At 37.7% G+C, this 23,140-nt stretch carries 24 protein-coding genes, 1 pseudogene and 1 other annotated feature; of the genes and pseudogenes, 3 read left to right on the top strand and 22 right to left on the bottom strand.

Annotated features, from left to right (window positions below; all coding sequences use genetic code 11):
• The first annotated feature begins 9 nt into the window (after positions 1 to 9).
• Positions 10 to 396: a TIGR04086 family membrane protein gene (locus WAK64_RS01320; protein WP_336585117.1), complete on the top strand. Its 387-nt coding sequence runs from the start codon at positions 10 to 12 to the stop codon at positions 394 to 396.
• 148 nt (positions 397 to 544) lie between these two features.
• On the opposite strand, the gene yajC is transcribed toward WAK64_RS01320, so the two are convergent.
• The 12 genes and pseudogenes from yajC to nadB form a co-directional block, all read right to left on the bottom strand.
• Positions 545 to 820, bottom strand: a complete 276-nt coding sequence (gene yajC / locus WAK64_RS01315; RefSeq protein ID WP_336585283.1) for a preprotein translocase subunit YajC — start codon at positions 818 to 820, stop codon at positions 545 to 547.
• Positions 821 to 843: 23 nt separating this feature from the next.
• Complete coding sequence (tgt, locus tag WAK64_RS01310; protein WP_336585116.1) at positions 844 to 2,007, bottom strand: tRNA guanosine(34) transglycosylase Tgt; 1,164 nt, start codon at positions 2,005 to 2,007, stop codon at positions 844 to 846.
• Positions 2,008 to 2,011: 4 nt separating this feature from the next.
• Positions 2,012 to 3,040, bottom strand: a complete 1,029-nt coding sequence (gene queA / locus WAK64_RS01305; protein ID WP_336585115.1) for a tRNA preQ1(34) S-adenosylmethionine ribosyltransferase-isomerase QueA — start codon at positions 3,038 to 3,040, stop codon at positions 2,012 to 2,014.
• Positions 3,041 to 3,179: 139 nt separating this feature from the next.
• The gene (gene ruvB, locus WAK64_RS01300; RefSeq protein WP_336585114.1) at positions 3,180 to 4,184 is read right to left on the bottom strand and encodes a Holliday junction branch migration DNA helicase RuvB; all 1,005 of its coding nucleotides are present in this window, start codon (positions 4,182 to 4,184) and stop codon (positions 3,180 to 3,182) included.
• A gap of 19 nt (positions 4,185 to 4,203) precedes the next feature.
• Positions 4,204 to 4,809, bottom strand: a complete 606-nt coding sequence (gene ruvA, locus WAK64_RS01295; RefSeq protein ID WP_336585113.1) for a Holliday junction branch migration protein RuvA — start codon at positions 4,807 to 4,809, stop codon at positions 4,204 to 4,206.
• 194 nt (positions 4,810 to 5,003) lie between these two features.
• Positions 5,004 to 5,546, bottom strand: coding sequence for an intercompartmental signaling factor BofC (locus WAK64_RS01290; protein ID WP_336585112.1), 543 nt, complete (start codon positions 5,544 to 5,546; stop codon positions 5,004 to 5,006).
• A gap of 157 nt (positions 5,547 to 5,703) precedes the next feature.
• On the bottom strand, positions 5,704 to 6,330 hold the full coding sequence (locus tag WAK64_RS01285) for a YhcN/YlaJ family sporulation lipoprotein (protein WP_336585111.1): 627 nt from the start codon (positions 6,328 to 6,330) through the stop codon (positions 5,704 to 5,706).
• Between the two features lie 90 nt (positions 6,331 to 6,420).
• Positions 6,421 to 7,416 carry a phosphotransferase gene (locus WAK64_RS01280; RefSeq protein WP_336585110.1) on the bottom strand — a complete coding sequence of 332 codons (996 nt, stop codon included), beginning with the start codon at positions 7,414 to 7,416 and terminating at the stop codon, positions 6,421 to 6,423.
• A 1,353-nt stretch (positions 7,417 to 8,769) separates the two neighbouring features.
• A pseudogene (gene safA, locus WAK64_RS22550) lies at positions 8,770 to 8,917 on the bottom strand (SafA/ExsA family spore coat assembly protein); the annotation flags it as partial.
• A 134-nt stretch (positions 8,918 to 9,051) separates the two neighbouring features.
• Complete coding sequence (nadA, locus tag WAK64_RS01270) at positions 9,052 to 10,161, bottom strand: quinolinate synthase NadA (protein ID WP_336585108.1); 1,110 nt, start codon at positions 10,159 to 10,161, stop codon at positions 9,052 to 9,054.
• Positions 10,162 to 10,328: 167 nt separating this feature from the next.
• Positions 10,329 to 11,168 (bottom strand): carboxylating nicotinate-nucleotide diphosphorylase, encoded by an 840-nt coding sequence (gene nadC / locus WAK64_RS01265; protein ID WP_336585107.1) that lies wholly within the window; start codon positions 11,166 to 11,168, stop codon positions 10,329 to 10,331.
• Positions 11,137 to 12,723 (bottom strand): L-aspartate oxidase, encoded by a 1,587-nt coding sequence (gene nadB, locus WAK64_RS01260; RefSeq protein WP_336585106.1) that lies wholly within the window; start codon positions 12,721 to 12,723, stop codon positions 11,137 to 11,139. Before nadB ends, nadC begins: the two co-directional genes overlap by 32 nt.
• A 122-nt stretch (positions 12,724 to 12,845) precedes the next feature.
• Between nadB and WAK64_RS01255 the strand changes: the two genes are divergently transcribed.
• Both WAK64_RS01255 and WAK64_RS01250 read left to right on the top strand, forming a co-directional pair.
• The gene (locus WAK64_RS01255; RefSeq protein WP_336585105.1) at positions 12,846 to 13,994 is read left to right on the top strand and encodes an IscS subfamily cysteine desulfurase; all 1,149 of its coding nucleotides are present in this window, start codon (positions 12,846 to 12,848) and stop codon (positions 13,992 to 13,994) included.
• 32 nt (positions 13,995 to 14,026) lie between these two features.
• Positions 14,027 to 14,566 carry a transcription repressor NadR gene (locus WAK64_RS01250; RefSeq protein WP_336585104.1) on the top strand — a complete coding sequence of 180 codons (540 nt, stop codon included), beginning with the start codon at positions 14,027 to 14,029 and terminating at the stop codon, positions 14,564 to 14,566.
• A gap of 216 nt (positions 14,567 to 14,782) precedes the next feature.
• On the opposite strand, the gene pheA is transcribed toward WAK64_RS01250, so the two are convergent.
• The 10 genes from pheA to WAK64_RS01200 form a co-directional block, all read right to left on the bottom strand.
• Positions 14,783 to 15,634: a prephenate dehydratase gene (gene pheA, locus WAK64_RS01245; RefSeq protein WP_336585103.1), complete on the bottom strand. Its 852-nt coding sequence runs from the start codon at positions 15,632 to 15,634 to the stop codon at positions 14,783 to 14,785.
• A 3-nt stretch (positions 15,635 to 15,637) separates the two neighbouring features.
• Positions 15,638 to 16,093: an ACT domain-containing protein gene (locus tag WAK64_RS01240; protein ID WP_336585102.1), complete on the bottom strand. Its 456-nt coding sequence runs from the start codon at positions 16,091 to 16,093 to the stop codon at positions 15,638 to 15,640.
• Positions 16,094 to 16,114: 21 nt separating this feature from the next.
• On the bottom strand, positions 16,115 to 17,401 hold the full coding sequence (gene obgE, locus WAK64_RS01235) for a GTPase ObgE (RefSeq protein WP_336585101.1): 1,287 nt from the start codon (positions 17,399 to 17,401) through the stop codon (positions 16,115 to 16,117).
• 41 nt (positions 17,402 to 17,442) lie between these two features.
• A complete protein-coding gene (locus tag WAK64_RS01230) occupies positions 17,443 to 17,982 on the bottom strand; it encodes a Spo0B C-terminal domain-containing protein (protein WP_336585100.1) in 540 nt (179 codons plus the stop codon).
• Positions 17,983 to 18,226: 244 nt separating this feature from the next.
• A complete protein-coding gene (gene rpmA / locus WAK64_RS01225) occupies positions 18,227 to 18,517 on the bottom strand; it encodes a 50S ribosomal protein L27 (protein WP_336585099.1) in 291 nt (96 codons plus the stop codon).
• A gap of 12 nt (positions 18,518 to 18,529) precedes the next feature.
• Positions 18,530 to 18,871 (bottom strand): ribosomal-processing cysteine protease Prp, encoded by a 342-nt coding sequence (locus tag WAK64_RS01220; protein ID WP_336585098.1) that lies wholly within the window; start codon positions 18,869 to 18,871, stop codon positions 18,530 to 18,532.
• A gap of 11 nt (positions 18,872 to 18,882) precedes the next feature.
• Complete coding sequence (gene rplU, locus WAK64_RS01215; RefSeq protein WP_336585097.1) at positions 18,883 to 19,191, bottom strand: 50S ribosomal protein L21; 309 nt, start codon at positions 19,189 to 19,191, stop codon at positions 18,883 to 18,885.
• Positions 19,192 to 19,204: 13 nt separating this feature from the next.
• Positions 19,205 to 19,284, bottom strand: a sequence feature (ribosomal protein L21 leader region).
• A gap of 86 nt (positions 19,285 to 19,370) precedes the next feature.
• On the bottom strand, positions 19,371 to 20,855 hold the full coding sequence (locus WAK64_RS01210; RefSeq protein ID WP_336585096.1) for an Rne/Rng family ribonuclease: 1,485 nt from the start codon (positions 20,853 to 20,855) through the stop codon (positions 19,371 to 19,373).
• A 95-nt stretch (positions 20,856 to 20,950) separates the two neighbouring features.
• Positions 20,951 to 21,808, bottom strand: a complete 858-nt coding sequence (locus WAK64_RS01205) for a M50 family metallopeptidase (protein ID WP_336585282.1) — start codon at positions 21,806 to 21,808, stop codon at positions 20,951 to 20,953.
• A 1-nt stretch (position 21,809) separates the two neighbouring features.
• Positions 21,810 to 22,568, bottom strand: a complete 759-nt coding sequence (locus WAK64_RS01200; RefSeq protein ID WP_336585095.1) for a M23 family metallopeptidase — start codon at positions 22,566 to 22,568, stop codon at positions 21,810 to 21,812.
• Between the last annotated feature and the right edge of the window lie 572 nt (positions 22,569 to 23,140).

Genomic DNA, 23,140 nt, shown 5'->3' with positions numbered 1-23,140 from the left:
AGAATGCTGATGGAAGTTAAGAAGCTAGGCGGAGCCGTGTTATTTGGTTTAGCTACAATTTTAGGGATTGCTATTGTTTTTTCTGCTATATTTGCTACTATCCTTCGATTCACTAACCTCCAAGAAAGTTCCATTTCTTTATTCATTACGATTGTTTCATTTATTGCTCTTTTTAGCGGTGGGTTTATTACAGGTGGTAAAGCCAAAGAAAAAGGTTGGCTTTTTGGGACGCTTACTGGCGGTTTATTCTCCCTACTCGTTTTATCATTTCGTTATTTAGGGTATGATCAATTATTTACACTTCAAGAGGTAGTCTATCATATTTGCTATATTGTAACTGCGATGATGGGAGGAATATTAGGAGTAAATGTGAGCGGAGGAAGGAGTAGTGCATAATATTACTATTTAGTTTCATGAACCTTACATTCACTGCTGAAAGGTTGTGATAACCATTCCATTGACAGCGAACCTGTTTATACAAACGACCCTCACTATAAACAAAACGAAAGATGCAGCATTAATGCTACATCTTTCGTTCTTCATATTACATAGACTTTCCTTTTTCAATCACTTCACGAACTGCATTTCGGTCATATGTAAGACGTGTTTTATCTCCACAAACCATAACAATCTTTCCTTCATCAATAGCGTCTACAATACCATGTAGACCACCAATCGTCACAATTTTGTCCCCTTTTTGAAGCTCATTCTGCATTTGCATTGTCGCTTTTTGACGCTTTTGTTGCGGACGAATTAACAGGAAATAAAATAACACAAACATTAAAATGATCGGTGATAAATTAATCAATGTAGCCAAAATAACTCCTCCTTTCAAATAGCCTATTAAAAGTTTTTTGCATCAGGACGGTTAAACCCATAACGTTCAAAAAACTCTTCTTTAAAGTCCCCTAAACGATCTTCACGAATCGCTTGTCGAACTTGCTCCATTAATTTTAACAGAAAATGAAGGTTATGATAAGTTGTTAATCTCAACCCAAACGTTTCATCACTTTTAATTAAATGACGAATGTAAGCTCGGCTGTAATTTTTACACGTATAGCAATCACAATTTTCATCGATTGGTCGGAAATCACGTGCATATTTTGCATTTTTAACAACAAGTCTACCTTCACTCGTCATTAAGGTACCATTACGAGCAATACGTGTCGGTAAAACACAATCGAACATATCAATTCCACGTATTGATCCATCAATTAAGGAATCTGGTGACCCTACCCCCATTAAGTAACGTGGTTTGTTTGTCGGTAATAGTGGTGTTGTAAATTCTAATGCTCGGTTCATCACGTCCTTAGGCTCACCAACCGAAAGCCCACCAATAGCATAACCAGGAAAATCAAGAGATATCAAATCTTGAGCACTTTGTTTACGTAAATCTTCATACTCTCCACCTTGAACAATACCAAAGAGTCCTTGATCCTCTGGACGTTGATGAGCCTTCAAGCAGCGTTCAGCCCAACGTGATGTTCGTTCAACAGACCGCTTCATATAATCACGCTCAGCTGGATAAGGAGGACATTCATCAAATGCCATCATAATATCAGATCCTAATGCATTTTGTATTTCCATCGCCTTCTCAGGACTCAAAAATAGCTTGTCCCCGTTCAAGTGATTACGGAAATGTACTCCTTCTTCCTCAATTTTACGGAATTGGCTTAAACTAAAGACTTGGAAGCCACCTGAATCCGTTAAAATAGATCGGTCCCAGTTCATAAATTTATGTAGGCCACCTGCCTCTTTAATAATATCATGCCCAGGTCGAAGCCAAAGGTGGTAGGTATTGCTTAAAATAATCCCTGCATCCATTGCTTTCAATTCTTCTGGTGCCATCGTTTTGACGGTAGCAAGTGTACCGACTGGCATAAACACTGGTGTTTCAAACGAACCGTGTGGTGTATGAACACGGCCTAAACGAGCACCCGTTTGTTTACACGTTTTTATAAGCTCATATCTTATTGCAGTCAATTTTATAACATCTCCTTGTTTCATACCATTATCGAATGAACATTGCATCTCCAAAACTAAAGAAGCGATACTCTTCTTGAACGGCTACATTGTACGCATGTAATACATTTTCCTGACCAGCTAATGCACTTACAAGCATAATTAGGGTTGATTTTGGTAGGTGAAAATTCGTAATCATCTGGTCTATTCCTTTAAACTCATACCCTGGGTATATAAATATATCCGTCCACCCATTTTCTGCAACGAACATCCCATTATGCTTTGAGGCAATCGTTTCCAGCGTCCGTGTAGAAGTAGTACCTACCGTTATAATATTTCCACCAGCACGCTTCACTTCATTCAATAGGGTAGCTGTTTCTTCCGTCACTTGATAAAACTCAGCATGCATTTCATGCTCCTCGATCGTATCGACTGAAACTGGTCGGAAAGTTCCTAATCCAACATGCAAGGTAATAAACGCAAGATGAATCCCTTTTGCTTTAATTTCATCTAAAAGTTCATCAGTAAAGTGAAGACCAGCCGTAGGAGCAGCAGCAGATCCTCGCTCACGAGCGAAAACGGTTTGATAGCGATCCTGTTCATCAAGCTTTTCTCGAATGTATGGTGGTAAAGGCATCTCACCTAACTCATCTAATACTTCATAAAAAATGCCTTCATAAGAAAAATGCAGAAGTCTTCCTCCATGTTCTTCTGTACCAACACATCTCGCTTTTAGCTTACCGTCCCCAAAACTAATAATCGTGCCTTCCTTTACCCGTTTAGCAGGCTTAACAAGCGCTTCCCATACATCATTTTCTTCTTGCTTTAATAATAATACTTCAATATTAGCCTTTGTACCTTCCTTCTCGCCAAACAAACGTGCTGGTAAAACACGTGTGTCGTTTAACACTAAACAATCACCTTCACCAAGATAATCTATAATATTTTTGAAGACAGTATGCTGAATGGTTCCGTCTTCTTTATCTAAAACCATTAACTTGCTCTCTGTTCTCTCTTTTAAAGGCACTTGAGCAATTAGGTTTTCTGGTAAATTAAAATCAAAGTCTTGGACTTTCACTGCTGTCACCCTTCAATCTGTTTTTCTCTAGTTCAATATACTAGCTATAGTAACCCTATATTATAGTTCAATAAATAATAATATTGACTGTGAAACGTTTTATTTTTCATTCAGTATTCTCTTCTCGTAGTAAAAAATACTACTCTTCTTTAGGTATCTCCATTCCTAAATGACGATAGACAAGATCTGTTACCATTCTTCCCCTAGGAGTACGTTGTAAAAACCCAATTTGTAATAAATATGGTTCATAAACATCTTCAATTGTATGGGATTCCTCTCCAATGCTAGCTGCAATCGTATCAAGGCCAACTGGCCCTCCTCTAAACCTTTCGATTATGGCACGTAAAAGCTTATGGTCAATATGGTCTAAGCCTACTGAATCGACTTGAAGTAAATTTAACGCATCGATGGTAAGCTGAGTTGTAACCATTCCATCTCCTCTTACTTGTGCGAAGTCACGAACCCTACGTAGAAGCCTGTTTGCAATTCGAGGAGTTCCTCTCGATCTTCTAGCGATTTCCCCTGCTGCTTCTTCCGTAATTTCTGTTTCTAATATTTCTGATGTCCGCTGAACAATATCTTGAAGTTGAGCCTCTTCATAATACTCTAAGCGGCTAAGAACACCAAAACGATCTCGAAGTGGAGCAGATAAAGAACCAGCTCTTGTCGTAGCCCCAACTAACGTAAATGGTGGAAGATCAAGGCGAACCGACCTGGCCGACGGTCCTTTCCCTATCAAAATATCCAAACAGAAATCTTCCATTGCAGGATAAAGAACCTCTTCAATAGAACGTTGCAATCGATGGATTTCATCAATAAACAGGACATCTCCTGGTTCAAGTGCTGTTAAAACAGCTGCTAAGTCTCCTGGACGTTCAATTGCTGGTCCTGATGTCGTTCTTAATTGTACTCCCATTTCATTAGCAATCACCGCAGCAAGAGTTGTTTTCCCTAAGCCTGGAGGTCCATATAATAAAACGTGATCCAACGTCTCCTCCCGAAGTTTGGCAGCTTCAATAAATACCTCAAGATTCTTTTTTACTTTATCTTGACCAATATATTGACGTAACGTTTTAGGGCGAAGGGATTGTTCAAAGTTTATTTCTCCTAATTCGATATCGTTGGAAACTAGCCGATCCTCCATATAGAATTACCTCCTTTCTTTATTTTAGAAGAAGCTGTAACCCTTTTTTAATGTATTCATCTGTATTAAGATTTTCTTTTGCTAATTTAGGTTGTATCCTCTTAAGTTCCCTTTCGGAATAACCTAGTGCCTTTAATGCAAGAATTGCTTCTTCCATATCCGCTTGTTCCGCTGAAGCTTCCTCCACATCTGATTGAAATAAATTAGGGAAGTAATCAGGAACAACGTCTTGTAATTTTCCTTTTAAGTCTAATATCATTTGTCTTGCCGTCTTCTTACCGACACCAGGAAATTTGACAAGAAACGCTTCATTCTCATTTTCAATGGCATGGATCACAGCCTGAACTTCGCCAGATGCTAAAATAGCAAGAGCCCCTTTAGGCCCAATTCCTGAAACATTCAATAGTTTCATAAACAATAGTTTTTCTTCTCTTGATAAAAATCCATACAAAGCGATTAAATCCTCGCGAACATGTTGGTATGTAAAGACTTGAATCGTTTTATGTTGATAAGGTGAAAAGGAGAATGGGTTTGGTGCAAATATTTTATATCCAATTTCTCCAGTTTCAATCACGACATATTCAGGACCAACGTATTGAACCGTCCCTTTTATATATTCATACATGATTTTCTCTCCTTAAGGTTAACAAATAGTATCATATCATCTTTTTTAACAATTACAAACTACATCGATGACGAATTCCCCCGAAACATTTGTTCTTATTTTATCAAAAAAATAACAAAAGAAAAAGGCGACCTTTCCTAGGGTGCCTTTTCTTTTGTTAGTATAACTGAAAAACATTATTTTTTCTTTCTCGTTTAACGATTTTTTTTATACGGTTTAAAAACATCTAATACTTCATTATACTCTTCTTTTGATTTGATTGGAATACCTTTCACTAGCTCTTTTTGCGTTTTACTTTCCAGCTTAGGTATATCTATTTGGAAAAAAGATTGAATTACATTTGACTTGTCAGGCTTTCCATTAAAAATTGTTAACACTCCACCCTCTGTTATGCCAAAATATCCATTACTTTTTAACAAAGGAGAAATATCATTCATCTGCTGTTGAAAAATCGCAACCTCTTCATTCATCTCTACTAAATTCCATTTTTCATACTCTGACCAAAAATCTTCCATTGACCAAATGGTTTTTGTAACAACCTCTTTACTGCTTTCACCATCTAAATATAACCTTTCAAGAATAACTGTAATTTGATGAGCTGGCGCCACCTCTGTTGAATCGTGCTTTTCTGTATTTGCTTGAGAATCAGTAGCCCCACAAACAGATTGATCTAAATTAAATACTGTTATAGTAACAATCAATAGACTCATGTACAAAATACGAAAAGCTCTAATCATTCTGACCACCTCTAATACATTCTATTTGCTTCATCTAAAGGTTTCCCAATATTCACCATGGATATTCTTCTTTTTAAGTGTCTTACAATACTTAGGAAGTACTTATTTTAAAACAAAAGCGAACTTAGCATCGCTAAGTTCGCTTTAAAGTTAAATTTTATTCGACCTCTGCTTTCAAGCTTTTAATTAAATTTTCCACATCTTTAGCGAGAAATCTTTTCGGTCCCCCATCACGAAGGTCATTATCAATTACCTTTATTCGAGCAAAGTTTCCATAGGTTGAATCTATATAAAGTTGTTTTCCATCAATATATGGATCAACCGCTGCTGCTACTCTCTCTTCCGTTTGTTGTTTACTTCTTTGGTCATTTTCTACTAAATCAAGACCAATGATTGCCACATTTCTATCGACAATCACTCTAGCCTCATTTACATTTTCGACTGAAGAAGCAAGTATGCTTATTTCTTCAACAAATTTTCCGTTATAAGCAGCATAGTAGGAGTTTTTTGCCTTTGTAGAAATAGAATCCCAATGCCCATGATAATTATTATCTTGATTGTTATCTATTATCTCTCCGTTTGCATTCTCACGTACGACCTCCCTTTCTTTTCCTTCAGGAGAATCATACATAATTCTCATTGGACCACCATGCTTCCAATTTGAATCATATTGCGCTGCTCCATAAAGATTTGTACGTTCATCTATCTCTTCTGTCCCTTGACATCCGCCGAAAATAAATGTGGTGAGCAAGATACTAAATAGCATATACGAACGTTTTCTCATGCACCTTCTCCTCCAATCTTAAAATGAGCAAACTTTGCTCCTTTTTAGTTTTTAGAGGATCATCCGTAAACATACAAGGATAAAATTGACTTATTTAATTGATTTTTTTTCCAACTCTTGAATGAGCTCGCCTGTTTTCTGTAAGAAGATTATTCTGTTATGGTGCTTCTTAAAGGTCATTTGCTGAAGAAACGGCCAGGTTGCCAGTTGAGTTTGTATATCAAGTCGTCTAAACCGATTCCATTCTCGGTATATCCCAGTCGGATAAAATAGACCATATAAGAAGGGTAAATTCGATTTGTATTTATACAGGAGATCATGCGCCCAAAGCGCCTGGCTATCCCAGTTAATCGCATGTAAAAATCGGTTTGATAACTGTAAATCATCCACAATCTTAGGCGCTATTGCAATCAAATCAAAGTCAATTAAATAACAGTCGTTTTCTTTGTTTTTTATAAAATTATGATGGGCAACATCTCCATGAACTACACATACATCTTTTTTCACCCATAATTCTTCCATTTCTGCTAGCTTTTGAAGCGAATAATTTCCCCAGTATAGAAACGTTGCTAACATGGATTCTGGAATGAACAATCGAAAATATGGAGCATTTTTCAAAAATTCTTTTTGCCTTTTCCTCCATTTTTCTAAAAGGTTAAAAGTTGGTATATACGGTTGTAAATGATAGACATATTGATTTGTGTACTTATGAAAAGCCGATAAAACTTTTAGCGCTTTATGTCGATCATCATACAGACGATAATCTAATGATGAGGAATCTACCCAGTAATATAATCCATAATATTTCCCTTCGAAACACAGTTTCTTCCTATAATGAATCGGATGGAAATTCACATTGAATGGAAAGCCATCTTTAGATAGGTTGTTATTTAACATAAACTGTGAAAGAAAATGCGATTCTTTTCTATACTCTTTAACAAACCACTTTTCGGTATTATAGGCAAGAAGCCATTTCCCTTTTTTTAAATAATGAAGGTATCCATTTTTTACATTAAGCTCCGATTGAAAATATAAAAGGAGACGATTATAAAAATCGTCCCCTCTCAGGCTACCTGTCGAATTCATCGTCATATGGTCTAGGCATAGAAAATGGTCCTTGCGGAAAACCGTTTGGTGGACCGGTAAAATATTGTGGGCCCATATATGGGGCAGGATACATTTGACCACCTACTGGCCCTTTCGGAACATAGCCAGTCATTCTTGGACCACACCCACAACCATCGTCTATCCCATGGTGACTTTGAACTCCTGCGACGGCAGAAGGTGGAACTTGTGCCCCGTTATCTCCAGCACCACCAAATGGTACTAATGCACCGGGATCTTCTACTACTCCACCGGGCTGCCACGGCATTCCAGTACCTCCGTAAGGGAAAGGTGCTCCCTGACCTTCTACTCCTGGTAGAACACCATAGTGCATCCCGTGCGGCCCATAACCAGCTCCTTGTGGCATTACGTGCGGATTACCCATTGGTCCATTTGAATGGTGCATTGAGTGAGAAGGCATTCCATTCCCCTGCTCCATCGGCATTCCCATTGTATGAGATCCCATTCCATTATTTTGTTCCATCGGCATCCCCATTGTATGAGATCCCATTCCATTATTTTGTTCCATTGGCATCCCCATTGTATGAGGTCCCATTCCATTATTCTGTTCCATTGGCATTCCCATTGTATGAGGTCCCATTCCATTATTCTGTTCCATTGGCATTCCCCATGAACCGTGCGTCATTCCATTACTTTGATCCATTGGCATCCCCATTGTATGAGGTCCCATTCCATTACTTTGTTCCATTGGCATTCCCCATGAACCCGGAGCCATTCCCATTTGTGCAGGCATTTCATTTTGAACACCCGGAATTTGATAAGGTACTCCATTTTCCGGCATCATACCTGGATACATTCCCATATAAGGGGAGGATTCATCATTGGATGCAATCGCATTAATATTATCTACACCTGCCACTCCATTTGGCCCCCACTGTTGGTGGTGCATTGGTGTACTGTAGCTACTATAAGGCATGTGTGGAGCGTACCCACCTTGTGGTGGACAGAATCCAGCTCCTGGCATAATCGGTGAAACTGGAACACATTGCTCATACATTGGCATTGGAGGACATTCTGGACTTTCCTCTACAACTGGTTTTTCTTTTTCCACAACAGGAAGAACATTAGGTGGCTTTTCTGGCAGAACAGGTGCTTCCTTCTTAATCTGCATATTAGCCATGTTCATCATATAGTAATTATTAATGTCAATTTCCGGAATAACCGGCGTTGGCATTTTAGGTGGTGGTTGCACCGGTACTTCTTTTTTCATTGGTTTCGGTGCTTCCTTATAAGGCATTTCTTTTTTATATGGATGAGTTGCTTTTGGCATCTCTTTCGCACCAAAATTCACCTGTTTTTTTACGGTCCCTCCTGATGTTGGTACCTTTATTTTCATGCCGGGCATTATCATATCTGGATTTGATAGCTGAGCGTTCATCTTCTTTACCTCTTCGAAATCCACACCATATTTTTTGGCGATTTTCCAAAGAGTGTCTCCCTTTTGAACAATATGGATCTTCACTCTTTTTCCCTCCTCAGGCATAAGTCTATATATCCTATGTGAAAATAGGCAAAGTGCGATTAATCTATACAAAAACTTATGAATGGAAAAAAAAAAATATACCTTCCCACATAAAGGAAGGTATATTTCACTTATTAGGCTCTTTCTAGCATTCGGTCTAATGCAGCTATAGCATAGTTAGAAACTTCTTCATCCACTGAAATAATATTGATTGGATCTCCATCTACGATACTTTCGAGCGCCCATAACAGATGTGGTAAATCAATTCTGTTCATCGTTAAGCATGGACACATATATGGATTTAAAGAAATAATATGTTTATCAGGATGATTTTGAATAAGCCGATTCACTAAATTCATCTCCGTACCAATTGCCCATGAAGTGCCAGGTTCAGCTTTTTCAATCGTTTCAATAATATACTTCGTTGAACCATTATCATCAGACAACTCAACCACTTCACGGCTACATTCCGGATGGACAATGATGTTCATCTCAGGGTATTGTTTTCGGACGTTCTCAATGTTTTTAACCGTAAAATTTTCATGGACAGAACAATGACCCTTCCATAGAATAACAATAGCTTCTTCCGGGTTTCCATCATAGATAAGTTCGTTTTGAATTGGGTCCCATACAGCCATTTTATCTAGCGGTATTCCAAGGTCATAAGCAGTATTTCTACCTAAATGTTGGTCAGGAAGGAACAGTATTCTTTGTTTTTCTTTAAGTGCCCATTTTACCATTGTATGAGCATTTGAAGAAGTAACGGTTGCTCCACCATATTTCCCAACGAACGCTTTAATTGCCGCTGTAGAATTAACATATGTTAGGGGGAGAATCGTATCTCCAAACATACTTTGAAGCTCTTTCCAAGCCTTTTCTGTTTGATGGATGTCCGCCATATCAGCCATTGAGCAGCCAGCGCGCATGTCTGGTAAAATTACTTTCTGCGCTTCAGTTGTTAAAATATCTGCTGTTTCTGCCATAAAATGTACGCCACAAAACACAATATATTCTGCCTTCGAATTACGAGCTGAAACTTGCGCAAGCTGTAATGAATCACCTGCAGAATCAGAAAACTGAATTACTTCATCTTTCTGGTAATGATGTCCTGGGATAAACAGTTTATCTCCTAGATCATCTTTAATTTCCTTAACTCTTCTTTCCATTTCTTCAACAGAAAGATTATGATATTTTTCCGGTAGCCCTATGTTTTTTTGTTCTTGTAACACTTGCAATACACTCATCGTCATTGCCCCCTTATATTCATACCCTTTATAAAACCCGTTTCTCTAAACGGCTTGCTATTATTTTCACTTATTCCACAGGATATCGAAATCTTCTCATGATTGGTATTCCTATTATCAATATCAAGATGATTGTTCGTAAGCTGTAAAAATAATCGTGACTACTTCTATGTTGTCATTAACACTTTTGCACTAATGTCCAGAGACTTATACGAGTGGGTTAAATACCCTAATGAAATATACTGTACCCCTGTGTTTCCGTATTCCTTTACATTTTTAGGTGTGATACCTCCAGAAGCCTCTGTAACAACGTGGCTAGGAACGTAAGAAATCCACTCGCTAATTTCTTCTGGAGTACGATTATCGAACATGATAATATCCGCTCCTGCTTCAATTGCTTCTAACATTTGTTGCTTTGATTCGATTTCTACTTCAATCTTCACAGTATGACCTAGCTTTTCTTTCACGGATTTTACAGCGTTCGTAATGCCACCAGCAAATGAAATATGATTATCTTTTAACATGACCGCATCATATAAGCCCTTTCTATGGTTATAACCACCACCACAAGTAACGGCATATTTTTCTAGCATCCTTAATCCCGGTGTTGTTTTTCTCGTATCACAAATTCTAACACCTGTTCCCTCTACTATTCCGACGGTTTCCATTGTTGTCGTAGCAATTCCGCTCATTCTTTGAACTAAATTTAATACAACTCGTTCGCCTTGAAGTAAGCCTGCCATTGGACCAGATATGATAGCAATGACTTCGCCAATTTGAACCTCATCCCCGTCTTGTTTCTTTACATCTACTTGAATGGCATTGTCAATAATAGAGAATCCAGCTTTTATCACTTCACTTCCACAAAAAATACCGTTTTCTTTTGCAATAAAGTGAAAAACACCTTTGTCTGACTGTTTAAACAAAGCTTGTGAAGACAAGTCACCTTCTCCAATATCTTCAATAAAAAAATCCTCAAGCATGGCTTTTAATTTTAAGTTGTTCATCAAATGTCACCTTCATTTCTCCGTTTACCTTTCGATGGACAATTCTCTTTTGACACCAGCTTTTTTTCTCATCTGGATGGTCAAGGCGAATATGTCCTCCTCGGCTTTCTGATCGTAAAAGAGCTGATTCTGTCATTAACTTTCCAATTATCCACATGAAATAAGAATGGATTCCTTCAACCGTTTTTTCTTCAATTGACACTTTACCTAGTGATTCTCTATTAATATCATTAAGCCAGTTTAGATGGGTTATTAATCGGTCCTTCTCACGAATCACCCCAACAGCTTTCATCATATTTAAACGGAATTCATGCTGATTAATGGGATAATCTGCGATAGCAGGAAGGTCTTTAAGTTTCTTTGGTATTAGGAACGTCCTGTGATGCTCTCTTTCATTTAAGTAATTCCCCAGCCTCTTCCCATAAACAAGGCCTTCTAAAAGTGAATTACTTGCCAACCTGTTCGATCCGTGTACACCAGTGCAGGCAACCTCTCCGATTGCATATAAACCTTGGATACATGTTTCTCCAACTGAATTAACAACGACACCTCCCATAAGGAAATGGGAACCGGGTGCAACTGGTATTAAGCCGTCTTTAATGGAAATGCCTTGTTCTTCGCACATTTTCGTAATCGTTGGGAATTTCTTTGTAAAGTCGACAATTGAAGAGATATCAAGATACACATCATTTCCTTTAGCTCGCTCTTTAAAAATTTCGTGAGCGACAATATGCCTTGGAGCTAAATCCTTCATCGGATGCTTATGTCTCATGATTTTTTGTCCAAATTGATTCGTCAATATGCCTCCTGCACCTCTAACTGCTTCTGAAACCAACCCTTTTGTCTCTCCGTTTACAAATAGTAATGTGGGGTGAAATTGGACAAATTCTAAATCTGTTAACTGCGCCCCTGCTAAATAAGCCATTGCTAAGCCATCACCAGAGATTGTATGATGGTTTGAAGTAAAGGAGTAAAATCGTCCTGCTCCTCCTGTTGCTAACACAATATTTGGTGCAAAATAATTCATCGTTCTATCACGTTTGTTTTTGGTTACGACGCCAATACAACGATCGCTTTTTTGTTCTTGGAGTAATGAAATAACCGTTTCATTCTCGATTATCTCTACGTTTGATGGCAACGTTTTCAGCAAGTGCTGTATCACAAATCTCCCGGTAGCATCGCCACCGCTATGAACGATTCGTTCTACACTATGAGCACCTTCCATTCCCAACGAAAGCTCTCCACTTTCTGTACGATCAACAGGAAGCCCCTTCTGTATGATGTCCTCTACGATTTCCTTTCCCTCTTTGACTAGGCGATGAACTTCTTTCTCATTATGATGCCACCTTCCAGCCTCTAGAGTATCCTGGTAGTGCTTCATAATATGGTCTTGTGGTGAGATAGCTGCCGAGATACCTCCTTGTGCCATGGAAGAATTGCTACTCTCTTTATTTGACTTTGTGATAATTATCACATGTAATTGATTATTCAGTGTGTTCGCTAGCTGCAAAGCAGCTATTCCACTTCCTACAATAATAACATCTGCTTTACGCATGACGAATTTTCCTCCCTGATATTACAGGTGTCTTGACACATATATTTACACATATTTAAACTAATGACAAGTATTTTTTATGGTATTCAACTATTCTGAAAATTATAAAGGGGGTTTTCTCCATGAAATATTTTGATTATGCCGCAACGACTCCTATGGATTCTGATGCAATTCAAGCGTATTCACAAGTTGCAACTCAATATTTTGGAAACACCAGTAGCCTACACGATGAAGGAAGTAAATCCCAACAATTACTAGAAACATGTCGACAGGAATGGGGGAAATTTCTCCAAGTTCCTTCAGAAGGAATTTATTTTACTGCAAGCGGAACTGAAAGCAATTTAATAGGAATTATTTCACTTGCACAAAGTATGAGAAAACACGGCAATCATATCATTACTACTTTAGGAGAGCATACATCTGTTCACTCTGCCTTTTCTTATCTTGAAAAGCAGGGATTTCAAATCACAAAATTACCGCTCAATAAACAGGGACAAATTAACCTAAAAGAACTTGAGAGTGCTATTCAAAGTGAAACAATACTTATTGCCATCCAAACGGTCAATGGGGAAATTGGTAGTATACAACCAATAGAAGATATAACGAAATTAATTCACAATGAAAACATTGTATTACATTGTGACGCAGTTCAATCTTTTGGAAAACTCGATCTATCTGATATCCTTAAAACAGTGGATAGTTTCAGCATCTCGTCTCATAAGGTATATGGACCTAAAGGAACAGGATTACTATATATAAATCCTAGCCGTCATCCTACTCCTATCTTTCCAGAATTAACTCATGAAAAAGGAATTAGAGGTGGAACTATTGACGTTCCTAGTATTGCTGCATTTACGGTCGCTGGTGGAAAAGTCCTATCACATAATCATGAATCGGTGAGTCACATTAGAGAATTATTTCTTAAAGAACTTACTAAACATAAATTAGCGTTTACATTATTTGAACATAATGATCCACACTGGCAGCTGCCTCATGTTGTCGGTCTAGGATTTGATGATATTCAGGGCCAATGGATCATGTTAGAGGCAAATCGCAGGGGGTTTGCTATTTCAACTGGAAGTGCTTGCTCAATTGGCCAACAAAGCCCCTCTAAAACGATGCTAGCTATGGGGGTAAGCAATGAACAAGCGAAAGAATTTATTAGAATTTCATTTAGTCACACTTCATCAGAAACGGATGTCTTAAGCTTAGCGCAAGCTCTAAAAGACATTGTAAATGATTCTCCACAAACTCAGAGTTCGTTAAAATAAAATACGTGTTGATAACGATAGGGGGAACCTCGGTGGTAAGAAAAAAAATATTAGGTGAAGAGAGAAGACAGCAAATTTTAAACAAACTATTAGACGAGAAAATACCGGTTACGGGTAGCGAGCTCGCCGATATAATGAATGTAAGTCGGCAAGTAATCGTGAATGATATTTCCCTTTTAAAAGCTCGGAATGAACCCATCATTGCCACTAGTCAAGGATATTTGTACATTGTCAATAAAACATCAGCAATGATGGAGAAAACCGTTGCTTGCTACCATTCACCTGATCGTACAGAAGAAGAGTTAAACCTTCTTGTTGACTTAGGTGTAATGGTAAAAGACGTTAAGATTGAACACCCTGTCTATGGAGATCTTACCGCCTCAATCCGTGTATCTAGCCGAAAAGATGTGAAAGAATTTCTGAAAAAAATAGTGAACACGAAAGCTTCATTGCTATCAGAATTAACGGGCGGTGCTCACCTTCATACACTTGTTGCCAAGGACGAAAAAACATTAATACAAGCAGAAAAAGCTCTACATATGAATGGATTCCTCATTCTTACAAATGAATGACTTCCTTGCCAATACTTTACTAAAAAATTAGGAACTCTAAAGCTGTGTTATCGTCCCAAAAAAAAAAGCGATATTTAAAAGCTTTGTGCATTTTCCATTTACGAAGATCTTTCACTGTTCGTAAGACAAAGTGACAAGTACTTAATAAAAGCAAAATAATGGTTCGTATATAAAAAACCGTATATGATGTCCTTTTTCATCATACACGGTTTTTTCTTATGCAATCGGATAAGAAGCATAACTTCCAATCACTTTCACTCCACATCCTAATGCCCTAATTTCATCTAGTGATCCCTTTACTAAAACACTATCTACCTCTTCTTCTATATCAATAATAAAGAAATAGTCTCCTAAACGCTTTTTCAATGGACGTGATTCGATTTTACTTAAATTCAGCCGTCTCCATGAAAAGGCTGAAAGCACTTGGTGAAGTGCTCCTGCTCGGTCGGTTGGTAATGTCACCATAATGGTTGATTTAACACGAGTAGGTGTTAACGAAAGGGTTGGTGGTGCCTTATCAGACGTCACAACAACAAAGCGAGTATGGTTATTAGAAGAATCTTGTATGTTTCTTTTTACAATTTCCAATTCATAAAGCTTAGCTGCTAATTCTGTCCCAATCGCAGCTAAAGGTTTTTCACTCTCACGACTGACTAGTTTTGCTGCAGCAGAGGTCGAGGTCGTTTGCACTAACGGAACCCCTTTTAGATCTTGATGTAAAAACTGATGACACTGAGCAAGGGCGTGAGAGTGTGATAACACCTTTTCAACTTGTTGATTTTTTTGATCTATATGCATTAATAAATGTTGTTGAATCGGTAAAATAATTTCAGCTACTACACTTAGATTGGAGGAACGAAATAACGAATCAATCGTTAATGTAACGGATCCTTCCAATGTATTTTCTAATGGGATTATAGAATAGTCGACCTCGTTGTTGACTAATGCATCAAAACAATCAGGGATCGTAAAATAAGCTTTTAACTTCTGCTGACTAAAAGCGTGAAGCGCAGCTACATTCGTAAACGAACCTTCTGGTCCTAAGTATCCAATTCTATTCTTGTTCATTATTTAAGCTCCTGACCCAAGCACTTCTACTCGTTCAATAAATTCTAATCGATTTAATTTTACAATTAAATCTTCAAGCCCGATAGTCAAGCCTGTTACATTTAGCGACATAGTGACACTTGCTCTCCCTTGAAGAGGAATCGCTTGGTGAATCGTCAAAACGTTGCAATCATATGCAGCTAATTCTGTCAATAAACGAGAAAGAGTTCCAGAGCGATCTTCCAAATGAAAAAACAGCGTAATTATTTTTTCCATCACAACCCGATGAAATGGAAAGACAGTATCTCGATATTTATAAAAGGCACTTCGGCTTAAATCAACCTTATTTACTGCCTCCCAAACAGAGGTAGCTTTTCCGCGATCGATTAGCTCCTTCGCTGCTAATGCTTTCCTCATTGCCTCTGGTAAGACTTCTTCTCTTACAAGGTAATATTTTGCATCTAGCTCTTTTTTATCCATGACTCTCCCCACCAAATCACATTATTCAACAAATTCAAATTCATATTCTAATAAGCGTACAGTATCTCCGTCCGTTGCCCCTTTCTCTCTAAGGGCTTCGTCTACTCCTAACCCTCTAAGCTGCCTTGCAAATCGTCTGACAGACTCATCTCGTGTAAAATCAGTCATTTTAAACAATCGTTCCACTGTATAGCCACTTACAACAAAACTACCGTCTGATTCACGTGAAATAAGAAAATCTTCGCTCGTTTGATCATGTTTGTAAAGTACGCGATTAATTGCCTCTTCTTCATCTTCCAATAATGGAAACTCAGGAGTCGTTTCTAGTAAATCAGCAATTGCAAATAGCAATTCCTTTAGCCCCATTCTAGTAACAGACGAAATTGGCATCACAGGGTAATCACCAGGGAGCTTTTCTTTAAATCGAGCTAAGTTTTCTTCAGCGTCAGGAAGCTCCATTTTACTCGCCACAATAATTTGAGGGCGTTCTGTTAACCGCAAATTGTATTCCTTCAATTCTTCATTGATCGTCAAGTAGTCTTCGTATGGATCTCTTCCCTCCATCCCAGACATATCAATAACATGAACAATTACTCTCGTCCGCTCGACATGACGTAAAAATTGGTGTCCTAAACCTATTCCTTCAGATGCACCTTCAATTAAACCGGGCAGGTCGGCCATTACGAAACTTCGACTATCATCCGTCTCTACCATTCCTAAATTAGGTGCTATTGTAGTAAAATGGTAGGCAGCAATTTTTGGCTTTGCAGACGAAACGACAGAAAGAAGAGTTGATTTCCCAACACTTGGAAAACCGACTAATCCTACATCTGCAAGTAATTTTAACTCCATAACAATATAGCGGTCTTGACCTGGTTCTCCTTTTTCTGAAAGCTCAGGGGCTGGATTTGCTGGAGTAGCGAATCGAGAATTCCCTCTTCCACCACGACCACCTTTGGCGATAACCGCTCTTTGACCATGCTGAACTAAATCGGCGATGACTTCTTTTGAATCATCATCCTTGACGACCGTACCTGGTGGGACCTTTACGACCATTGGTTCAGCATTTTTTCCGTGCTGATTTTTTGACATCCCGTGCTCTCCACGCGGAGCTTTAAAATGACGTTGATAACGAAAATCAATTAATGTTCTTAAGCCTTCATCCACCTCAAAAATGACGTCAGCGCCTTTCCCGCCGTCACCACCAGCTGGTCCACCTTTTGGAACGTATTTTTCACGGCGAAACGCAACCATTCCGTTTCCGCCGTCTCCGCCTTTTGTATATACTTTGACCTGATCGACAAACATATGTTACCTCCTCAATTTCAAACGACTATGCAAAATAATCGTTAGGACTTAACGATTAACTCTAATACTATTTCTTTATTTGACAATGATTGTAATGTCACTTCCATCTCCTCAGACAGAAGTCCCCTCTTTAACCACTTACTTATGTTTATCTCATCTTTTATTATTCCTTGAAAATCTAAAATGAACCGGGATTCTTCAGACGTAATATTAATCTTTAAGCATAAGTTATTTTCCGTCATTAGTTCTACTTGATTTTCAAGCTGCTTTAAAAATGTGCCTAACCACTCTACAAGGACATCCTCTTTTAATCGGTGATTTTCTTCAACTGCTATAATGTCATACTCTAAATGAATCACATTTTTTGTCCAATTATACGTTAATAACCATTCTACAAAATTTGGTGATTTTAATTTCGAAAGCATGGATTCCCTTTGAGCTTCCATCACAATACCATCAATGATCAATTTCGCTTGATCCACTCGATTTAAATCTAAATTCCCCTTTATTAACTGTAGTTGGTTCATAAAATCATGCCTAGCATGTCTTAACGCTTCTTCAACCGTCCAATTTTGTATCATTATTGCACTCCTATACCGAATTCTCTTTGTCATAAGTATAGCAGAAATAAAATACTAGTGCGCCCATTCGGTAAAAACAACACGAATAGTAAAGTCTTTCGATTATATATCCTTCACTATTCGACTTAAAAAAAGATAATACGTAATGATAAAAAGGTCGACCTTACAAAGTAACTGTCAAATAACCCCTTTATACAACAAGAAAACTCTAACCGTTAGCCGGTTAGAGTTCGTCTTAAAAAGATTAAGCTTCTTTCGCTACTGGATATACGCTTACTTGCTTTTTGTCACGACCTAAACGTTCAAATTTTACAACGCCGTCGATTTTTGCGAAAAGAGTATCATCGCCTCCACGACCTACGTTCGCACCTGGGTAAATCTTTGTACCGCGTTGACGGTAAAGGATTGAACCACCTGTTACGAATTGACCGTCTGCACGCTTAGCACCTAAGCGTTTAGAGATTGAATCACGACCGTTCTTTGTTGAACCTACTCCCTTTTTAGACGCAAAAAACTGAAGATCTAATCTTAGCATATGTTCCACCTCCTATTGTTTGAAGGTTAATTTCATGTATTTCTTATAATCTTGTTGAATCGTTTCCAATGACACGACCATACCTTTTAGAAGTAATTGTACTTGCTCATCTTCCTTTTCCGAAAGGCTTTCTGGAAGCTCAAAATGCAAGAACCCACCATCAGGTGATTGATAAACAACGGGCTCTTTACCTGTTATTTCTTCAATCGCATTAATGGTACCTATAGATACAGCCGAAGCACCGGCACAAACGATATCCTGACCATGTTCGGCAAAATTAGCGTGACCTTCCATAGTAAAGGATGTAATCCTTTCACTATCAATGGAAGATTTAGTAATGACTATGTTAATCATGTCTACCACCATTACGCGTTGATTTTTTCAATCACAACTTTTGTGTATGGTTGACGATGACCTTGCTTACGACGGTAGTTTTTCTTCGGCTTATATTTGAAAACAACAAGTTTTTTAGCACGACCTTGTTTTTCAATTTTCGCTGTAACTGTAGCGCCTTCAACAAGTGGGCTTCCTACTTTTACATCTTCTCCGCCTACGAATAAAACTTTGTCAAATGTAACAGATTCTCCTTCTGCTACGTTTAACTTTTCAATGTAGATTGCTTGACCTTCTTCTACTTTGATTTGTTTTCCGCCAGTTTCGATAATTGCGTACATACATGGCACCTCCTTATAAACTCAGACTCGCCAATCACAGGCGTTTTGCTACGGCAAAAACTTATAACCTGAATTGTGCGGTTGTAGCACAGGTGCTACAATCAATAACATTAGAAATTTTATCACTTTTACATACCGAGTGTCAATATATCATTTTAATTTATCAGCATTTATACTTACTAATCCACTATTCGCACAATTTGATAATATGGTACCTTTGTTTCTGTTAACTGAAAGCTAATCATTTTACCAATGACCCGTTGAAATCGAATCAAATGGGTATTCTCCTCACCACAAAATGCTTTTTTCACTTCCTTGGTTGTTTCAATTACAATTGTCCCGGCATCATTGTTTTCGTATTCCCACAATTCTCTCTCTAGCCGATATCCTACACTCTCAGCACTCAAAACCTTTCCTTTGCCAAAACATGATGGGCAATCCGTAGTAAATGAATCGGAGACATCTAGCGTTATTTTTTTGCGAGTCATTTGTAAAATGCCGAGCTTTGTAAAACCAAGTACTCTCGTTCGTTTATCATCCGTTCCTAAGCTTTTAATGAAGGTTTTCATCACCTCATCTTGCTCATGCTTCCTCTTCATATCAATAAAATCAACTAATATAATGCCACTTAAGTTACGAAGAATAATTTGTTCTGCCACAACTTTCGCAGCAGCTACATTCGTTTTAAACGCGGTATCTGTCAGCCGTTGTTCTCCAGTATATTTGCCTGTATTAACATCAATGACAGTCATAGCTTCCGTTTTATCTATAATGATATAAGCACCGTTATCTAACCAAACAATATTCTTAAATAATTTTTCAAGATCGCGTTCAATAGAAAATTCCGTAAATATCCCTTCATTTTTTGGATACCACTCAAATTCGAGATGCTGTAGTTGAGTGGTGTCTTTCATCTCAGCAAGAAAGGAAGATTCATCACAGATAATCATACCCTCAGTAATGTTTTTTCCTTTTTCCATAATTGAATGTAGGAAAGGGTTTTGCTTATATAATAAATATGGAGGTTTCTTGTCATTCATAAGTCCAAGTACAGCATCGTTTTTAGCTCTTAAATGAAAAAGTTCATTGATCACTTCATCTTCCGTAGCAGCAAAAGCTTCTGTTCTAATGATTAACCCTTCTTCTGCCCGCTTCCAGTTTTGAGCCCTTTCTTTCCACAACGTTCTTTCCTCATCCGATTTCTTCTTTGAAACAGCGACATATTTTCCTTCAGGCATGTACACTACTTTATCTCCGGTCCACTCAATGACGTTAGTGAGCTTAGGCCCTTTTATATCATTACCGTCTTTTTTCACTTGGACGATTACTTTTTCTCCTTGATGAAGAAACTTGCTTATTGACATAGCTTGCTTTTCCTCTTCTGAAACGGAGTAATGAACAAATGAGACGATATCGTCACGATATAAATATCCATTCTTATCCATTCCGATATCTACAAACGCTGCATTTAACCCTGGTACAATCTTCTTTACGACCCCTATGTAAATATTGCCAACAATTGATTGATCTTCATCTCGAAAGAAATCCCATGACACAAGTTGTCCTGATTGAAAATGAGCCCATCTCTTTTCTCTACCACGAGCATTTACGATTAATTTATCGATTTTTAACCACTTCTTTCTGTCTACATCTATGTCAAACAATACTAGTTAAACTATTCAGTAGAAAAACGAGCAACTAGGCTCGTTTCCCTTTATACCTTTATTCATATCTACTGTAAGAAAAAAAACAAGCTTAGTCAATAAAGATACAGTAGGTCTTTCGCTTTTGCCATCGTACGCTTATCTGCAAAAAAGGCAAAAAGCAATTCATTTTCATCAAGTTTACCCGCTTCGCGACCATCTTCTATTACAATAACTGGATGTTTATACCCTTTATAAAATCGTTCTAAAACAGTAAGAACTAGCTCTTCACTTTGTACTTTCATTGGTTTTAGTTTCGTTACTTTTGTTTTCTTTCCATAATAACGTTCTAATAAAAATTTCATATGGGCATATTTTCGTTGCTTCCATTCTCTCCAAAGTGAAACATATAAAAAGCTGAGCACAACCCACAGATGAAAATGAAAGGGGAACATGAACATTACAGATAGATTGAGACATATAAGAAGACCAAGAGATGTTAGAATGCTCCATTTATTCGCCTCTATATAAGGAAAAAATGAATGCAATGTGATATTTACCAGCCTTCCTCCATCTAATGGCCAAATAGGCAATAGGTTAAACACTAATATCATCACATTATACATCATAAATGCTTCATAATAATAAGGAGGAATCCAGCCCATGACAAAGAATATCCACCCGAAAAACATCATCCAAATGTGTTGAAAAGGGCCTGCTAATACAACGAATAATTCTTCTTTCATACTTCGATTCCCATACTCATCCATTTCAGCTACCCCACCAAACGGAAGAAGAGAAATCCTTTTTACTCGCCATGACAATACATGAGCCATTACTCCATGCCCTAACTCATGCACAACTAATATGCTCAATACAATGACTAAATCAATAAAATAACCCGTTAAAATTGATATTCCCACAACAAGCCATAATAACGGATGAAAGTGAATTTTTTTTAAAACTTGCCACACACTACTCAAAGTTCATCACCTGAATCGGATCGATAAAGCCATTTTCTTTTTTGATGGCAAAATAAAATTCACCATTTTGATCATTATTTTTCACTTTTCCTACAGGGCTACCAATTTCTACTTTGGTATACTGATTGACCTGAATATTTTCTAAATTCCCATACCAAGATTCAGATTTATCCTCATGCTGTAGAATGACCGTATTGCCAAATTCATCATCCTTTCCAGCAAAGACAACCCAACCCGCCTTTAATGCTTTTACCTCTTCATCCAACCCTGTTTCCACCATAACACCCTTGCCATTTTGATGGAAGTTTTCAATTACTTTCCCAGAAGCGGGAACAGAGAAATCTTGCTGAGTTGAATGATCATCTTTAGAAGAAGGGTCCTTTGGTATTAGTGAAAGAGGTTTTCCAAATTGATCTTCGTACCAAGCAGAAACAGCCGCAAATTGAAATTCATTCTCCATTGTCGTACTGACAAATGACCGGGCTTCATCCAATGACGGAGAGCCATTTTTATAAAGAATTCCTACTGTTAAAACCATGACAGCAGAGAGCAATACTTTCAACAAAAAGGTCTCCTTGTTAAAAAGGGGATGAGGTTCATTTGGAGGTTCAGAAACGTATGAAGAAAAACGCTCTCCTCCATAGCGCTCTTCATCCGGTGGGATTAATTCATTGTTAAGAGATGAATTTCCTGACTTATGCTTCCTTCTCTTAGCGATCTGCTTTCGTATCTCATCTGATCGATTGCGCATCCCTCACCATTCCTTCCAATAGTTTGTACTAATGTATGACTTGTCCTGCATCAATATGTCAGGAAGATAAAAGAAGATACATAACTAGTAAGAATGAGAGGAAGTAACAAACCTTTATATATAGTCATCTTCGTTAAAAGAAATAACAGCCGATATGCCCTAAGTAAACACACACAACTGGTTCAGATGGTAGCCCCACAAGAGTTGATTATGATTTCAAGAAATATACTTCAAATGGTGCTCCTAGTGGAGCTAGAGTAGTACCTTTTGAAACGGCGTGGAAGATTTATTCTTCAGGAAAAATTATATTCTTTAACAACCTATCATATAGTCCAAAAAAACAAGGTTATTGCTTATAAAATATAGGGTAATTTTTTAATGAATTTGGAATCATTACAATAAAAAAAGAAGATATCTTAAATAATAAGATACTTCTTTTTTATTTTTCTTTCTTTTTATTCATTTCATTTTCATATTTTTCATGTTTAACCGAAAACATTGCATAACTTAAATATCCAACAATTAATAAAAACGCTGCAGTTAACAATACAATATTATGATTATATTTACAA

It is taken from the genome of Bacillus spongiae (assembly GCF_037120725.1).
Taxonomy (GTDB): Bacteria; Bacillota; Bacilli; order Bacillales; family Bacillaceae_K; genus Bacillus_CI; species Bacillus_CI spongiae.
The sequence above is the reverse complement of the archived record's forward strand: the minus strand, read 5'-3'. Positions and strand labels throughout refer to the sequence as shown.

Excerpts from the sequence above, each read along its gene's own strand:
- ruvA (WP_336585113.1), bottom strand. The coding sequence starts at position 4,809 with ATGTATGAATATATAAAAGGGACGGTTCAATACGTTGGTCCTGAATAT.
- tgt (WP_336585116.1), bottom strand. The coding sequence starts at position 2,007 with ATGAAACAAGGAGATGTTATAAAATTGACTGCAATAAGATATGAGCTT.
- rpmA (WP_336585099.1), bottom strand. The coding sequence starts at position 18,517 with ATGCTAAGATTAGATCTTCAGTTTTTTGCGTCTAAAAAGGGAGTAGGT.
- WAK64_RS01280 (WP_336585110.1), bottom strand. The coding sequence starts at position 7,416 with ATGAATTCGACAGGTAGCCTGAGAGGGGACGATTTTTATAATCGTCTC.
- ruvB (WP_336585114.1), bottom strand. The coding sequence starts at position 4,184 with ATGGAGGATCGGCTAGTTTCCAACGATATCGAATTAGGAGAAATAAAC.
- WAK64_RS01220 (WP_336585098.1), bottom strand. The coding sequence starts at position 18,871 with ATGATTAACATAGTCATTACTAAATCTTCCATTGATAGTGAAAGGATT.
- nadC (WP_336585107.1), bottom strand. The coding sequence starts at position 11,168 with ATGAACAACTTAAAATTAAAAGCCATGCTTGAGGATTTTTTTATTGAA.
- rplU (WP_336585097.1), bottom strand. The coding sequence starts at position 19,191 with ATGTACGCAATTATCGAAACTGGCGGAAAACAAATCAAAGTAGAAGAA.
- WAK64_RS01200 (WP_336585095.1), bottom strand. The coding sequence starts at position 22,568 with ATGCGCAATCGATCAGATGAGATACGAAAGCAGATCGCTAAGAGAAGG.
- WAK64_RS01255 (WP_336585105.1), top strand. The coding sequence starts at position 12,846 with ATGAAATATTTTGATTATGCCGCAACGACTCCTATGGATTCTGATGCA.
- WAK64_RS01240 (WP_336585102.1), bottom strand. The coding sequence starts at position 16,093 with ATGGATAAAAAAGAGCTAGATGCAAAATATTACCTTGTAAGAGAAGAA.
- pheA (WP_336585103.1), bottom strand. The coding sequence starts at position 15,634 with ATGAACAAGAATAGAATTGGATACTTAGGACCAGAAGGTTCGTTTACG.
- nadA (WP_336585108.1), bottom strand. The coding sequence starts at position 10,161 with ATGAGTGTATTGCAAGTGTTACAAGAACAAAAAAACATAGGGCTACCG.
- WAK64_RS01285 (WP_336585111.1), bottom strand. The coding sequence starts at position 6,330 with ATGAGAAAACGTTCGTATATGCTATTTAGTATCTTGCTCACCACATTT.
- WAK64_RS01230 (WP_336585100.1), bottom strand. The coding sequence starts at position 17,982 with ATGATACAAAATTGGACGGTTGAAGAAGCGTTAAGACATGCTAGGCAT.
- nadB (WP_336585106.1), bottom strand. The coding sequence starts at position 12,723 with ATGCGTAAAGCAGATGTTATTATTGTAGGAAGTGGAATAGCTGCTTTG.
- WAK64_RS01320 (WP_336585117.1), top strand. The coding sequence starts at position 10 with ATGGAAGTTAAGAAGCTAGGCGGAGCCGTGTTATTTGGTTTAGCTACA.
- obgE (WP_336585101.1), bottom strand. The coding sequence starts at position 17,401 with ATGTTTGTCGATCAGGTCAAAGTATATACAAAAGGCGGAGACGGCGGA.
- WAK64_RS01290 (WP_336585112.1), bottom strand. The coding sequence starts at position 5,546 with ATGATTAGAGCTTTTCGTATTTTGTACATGAGTCTATTGATTGTTACT.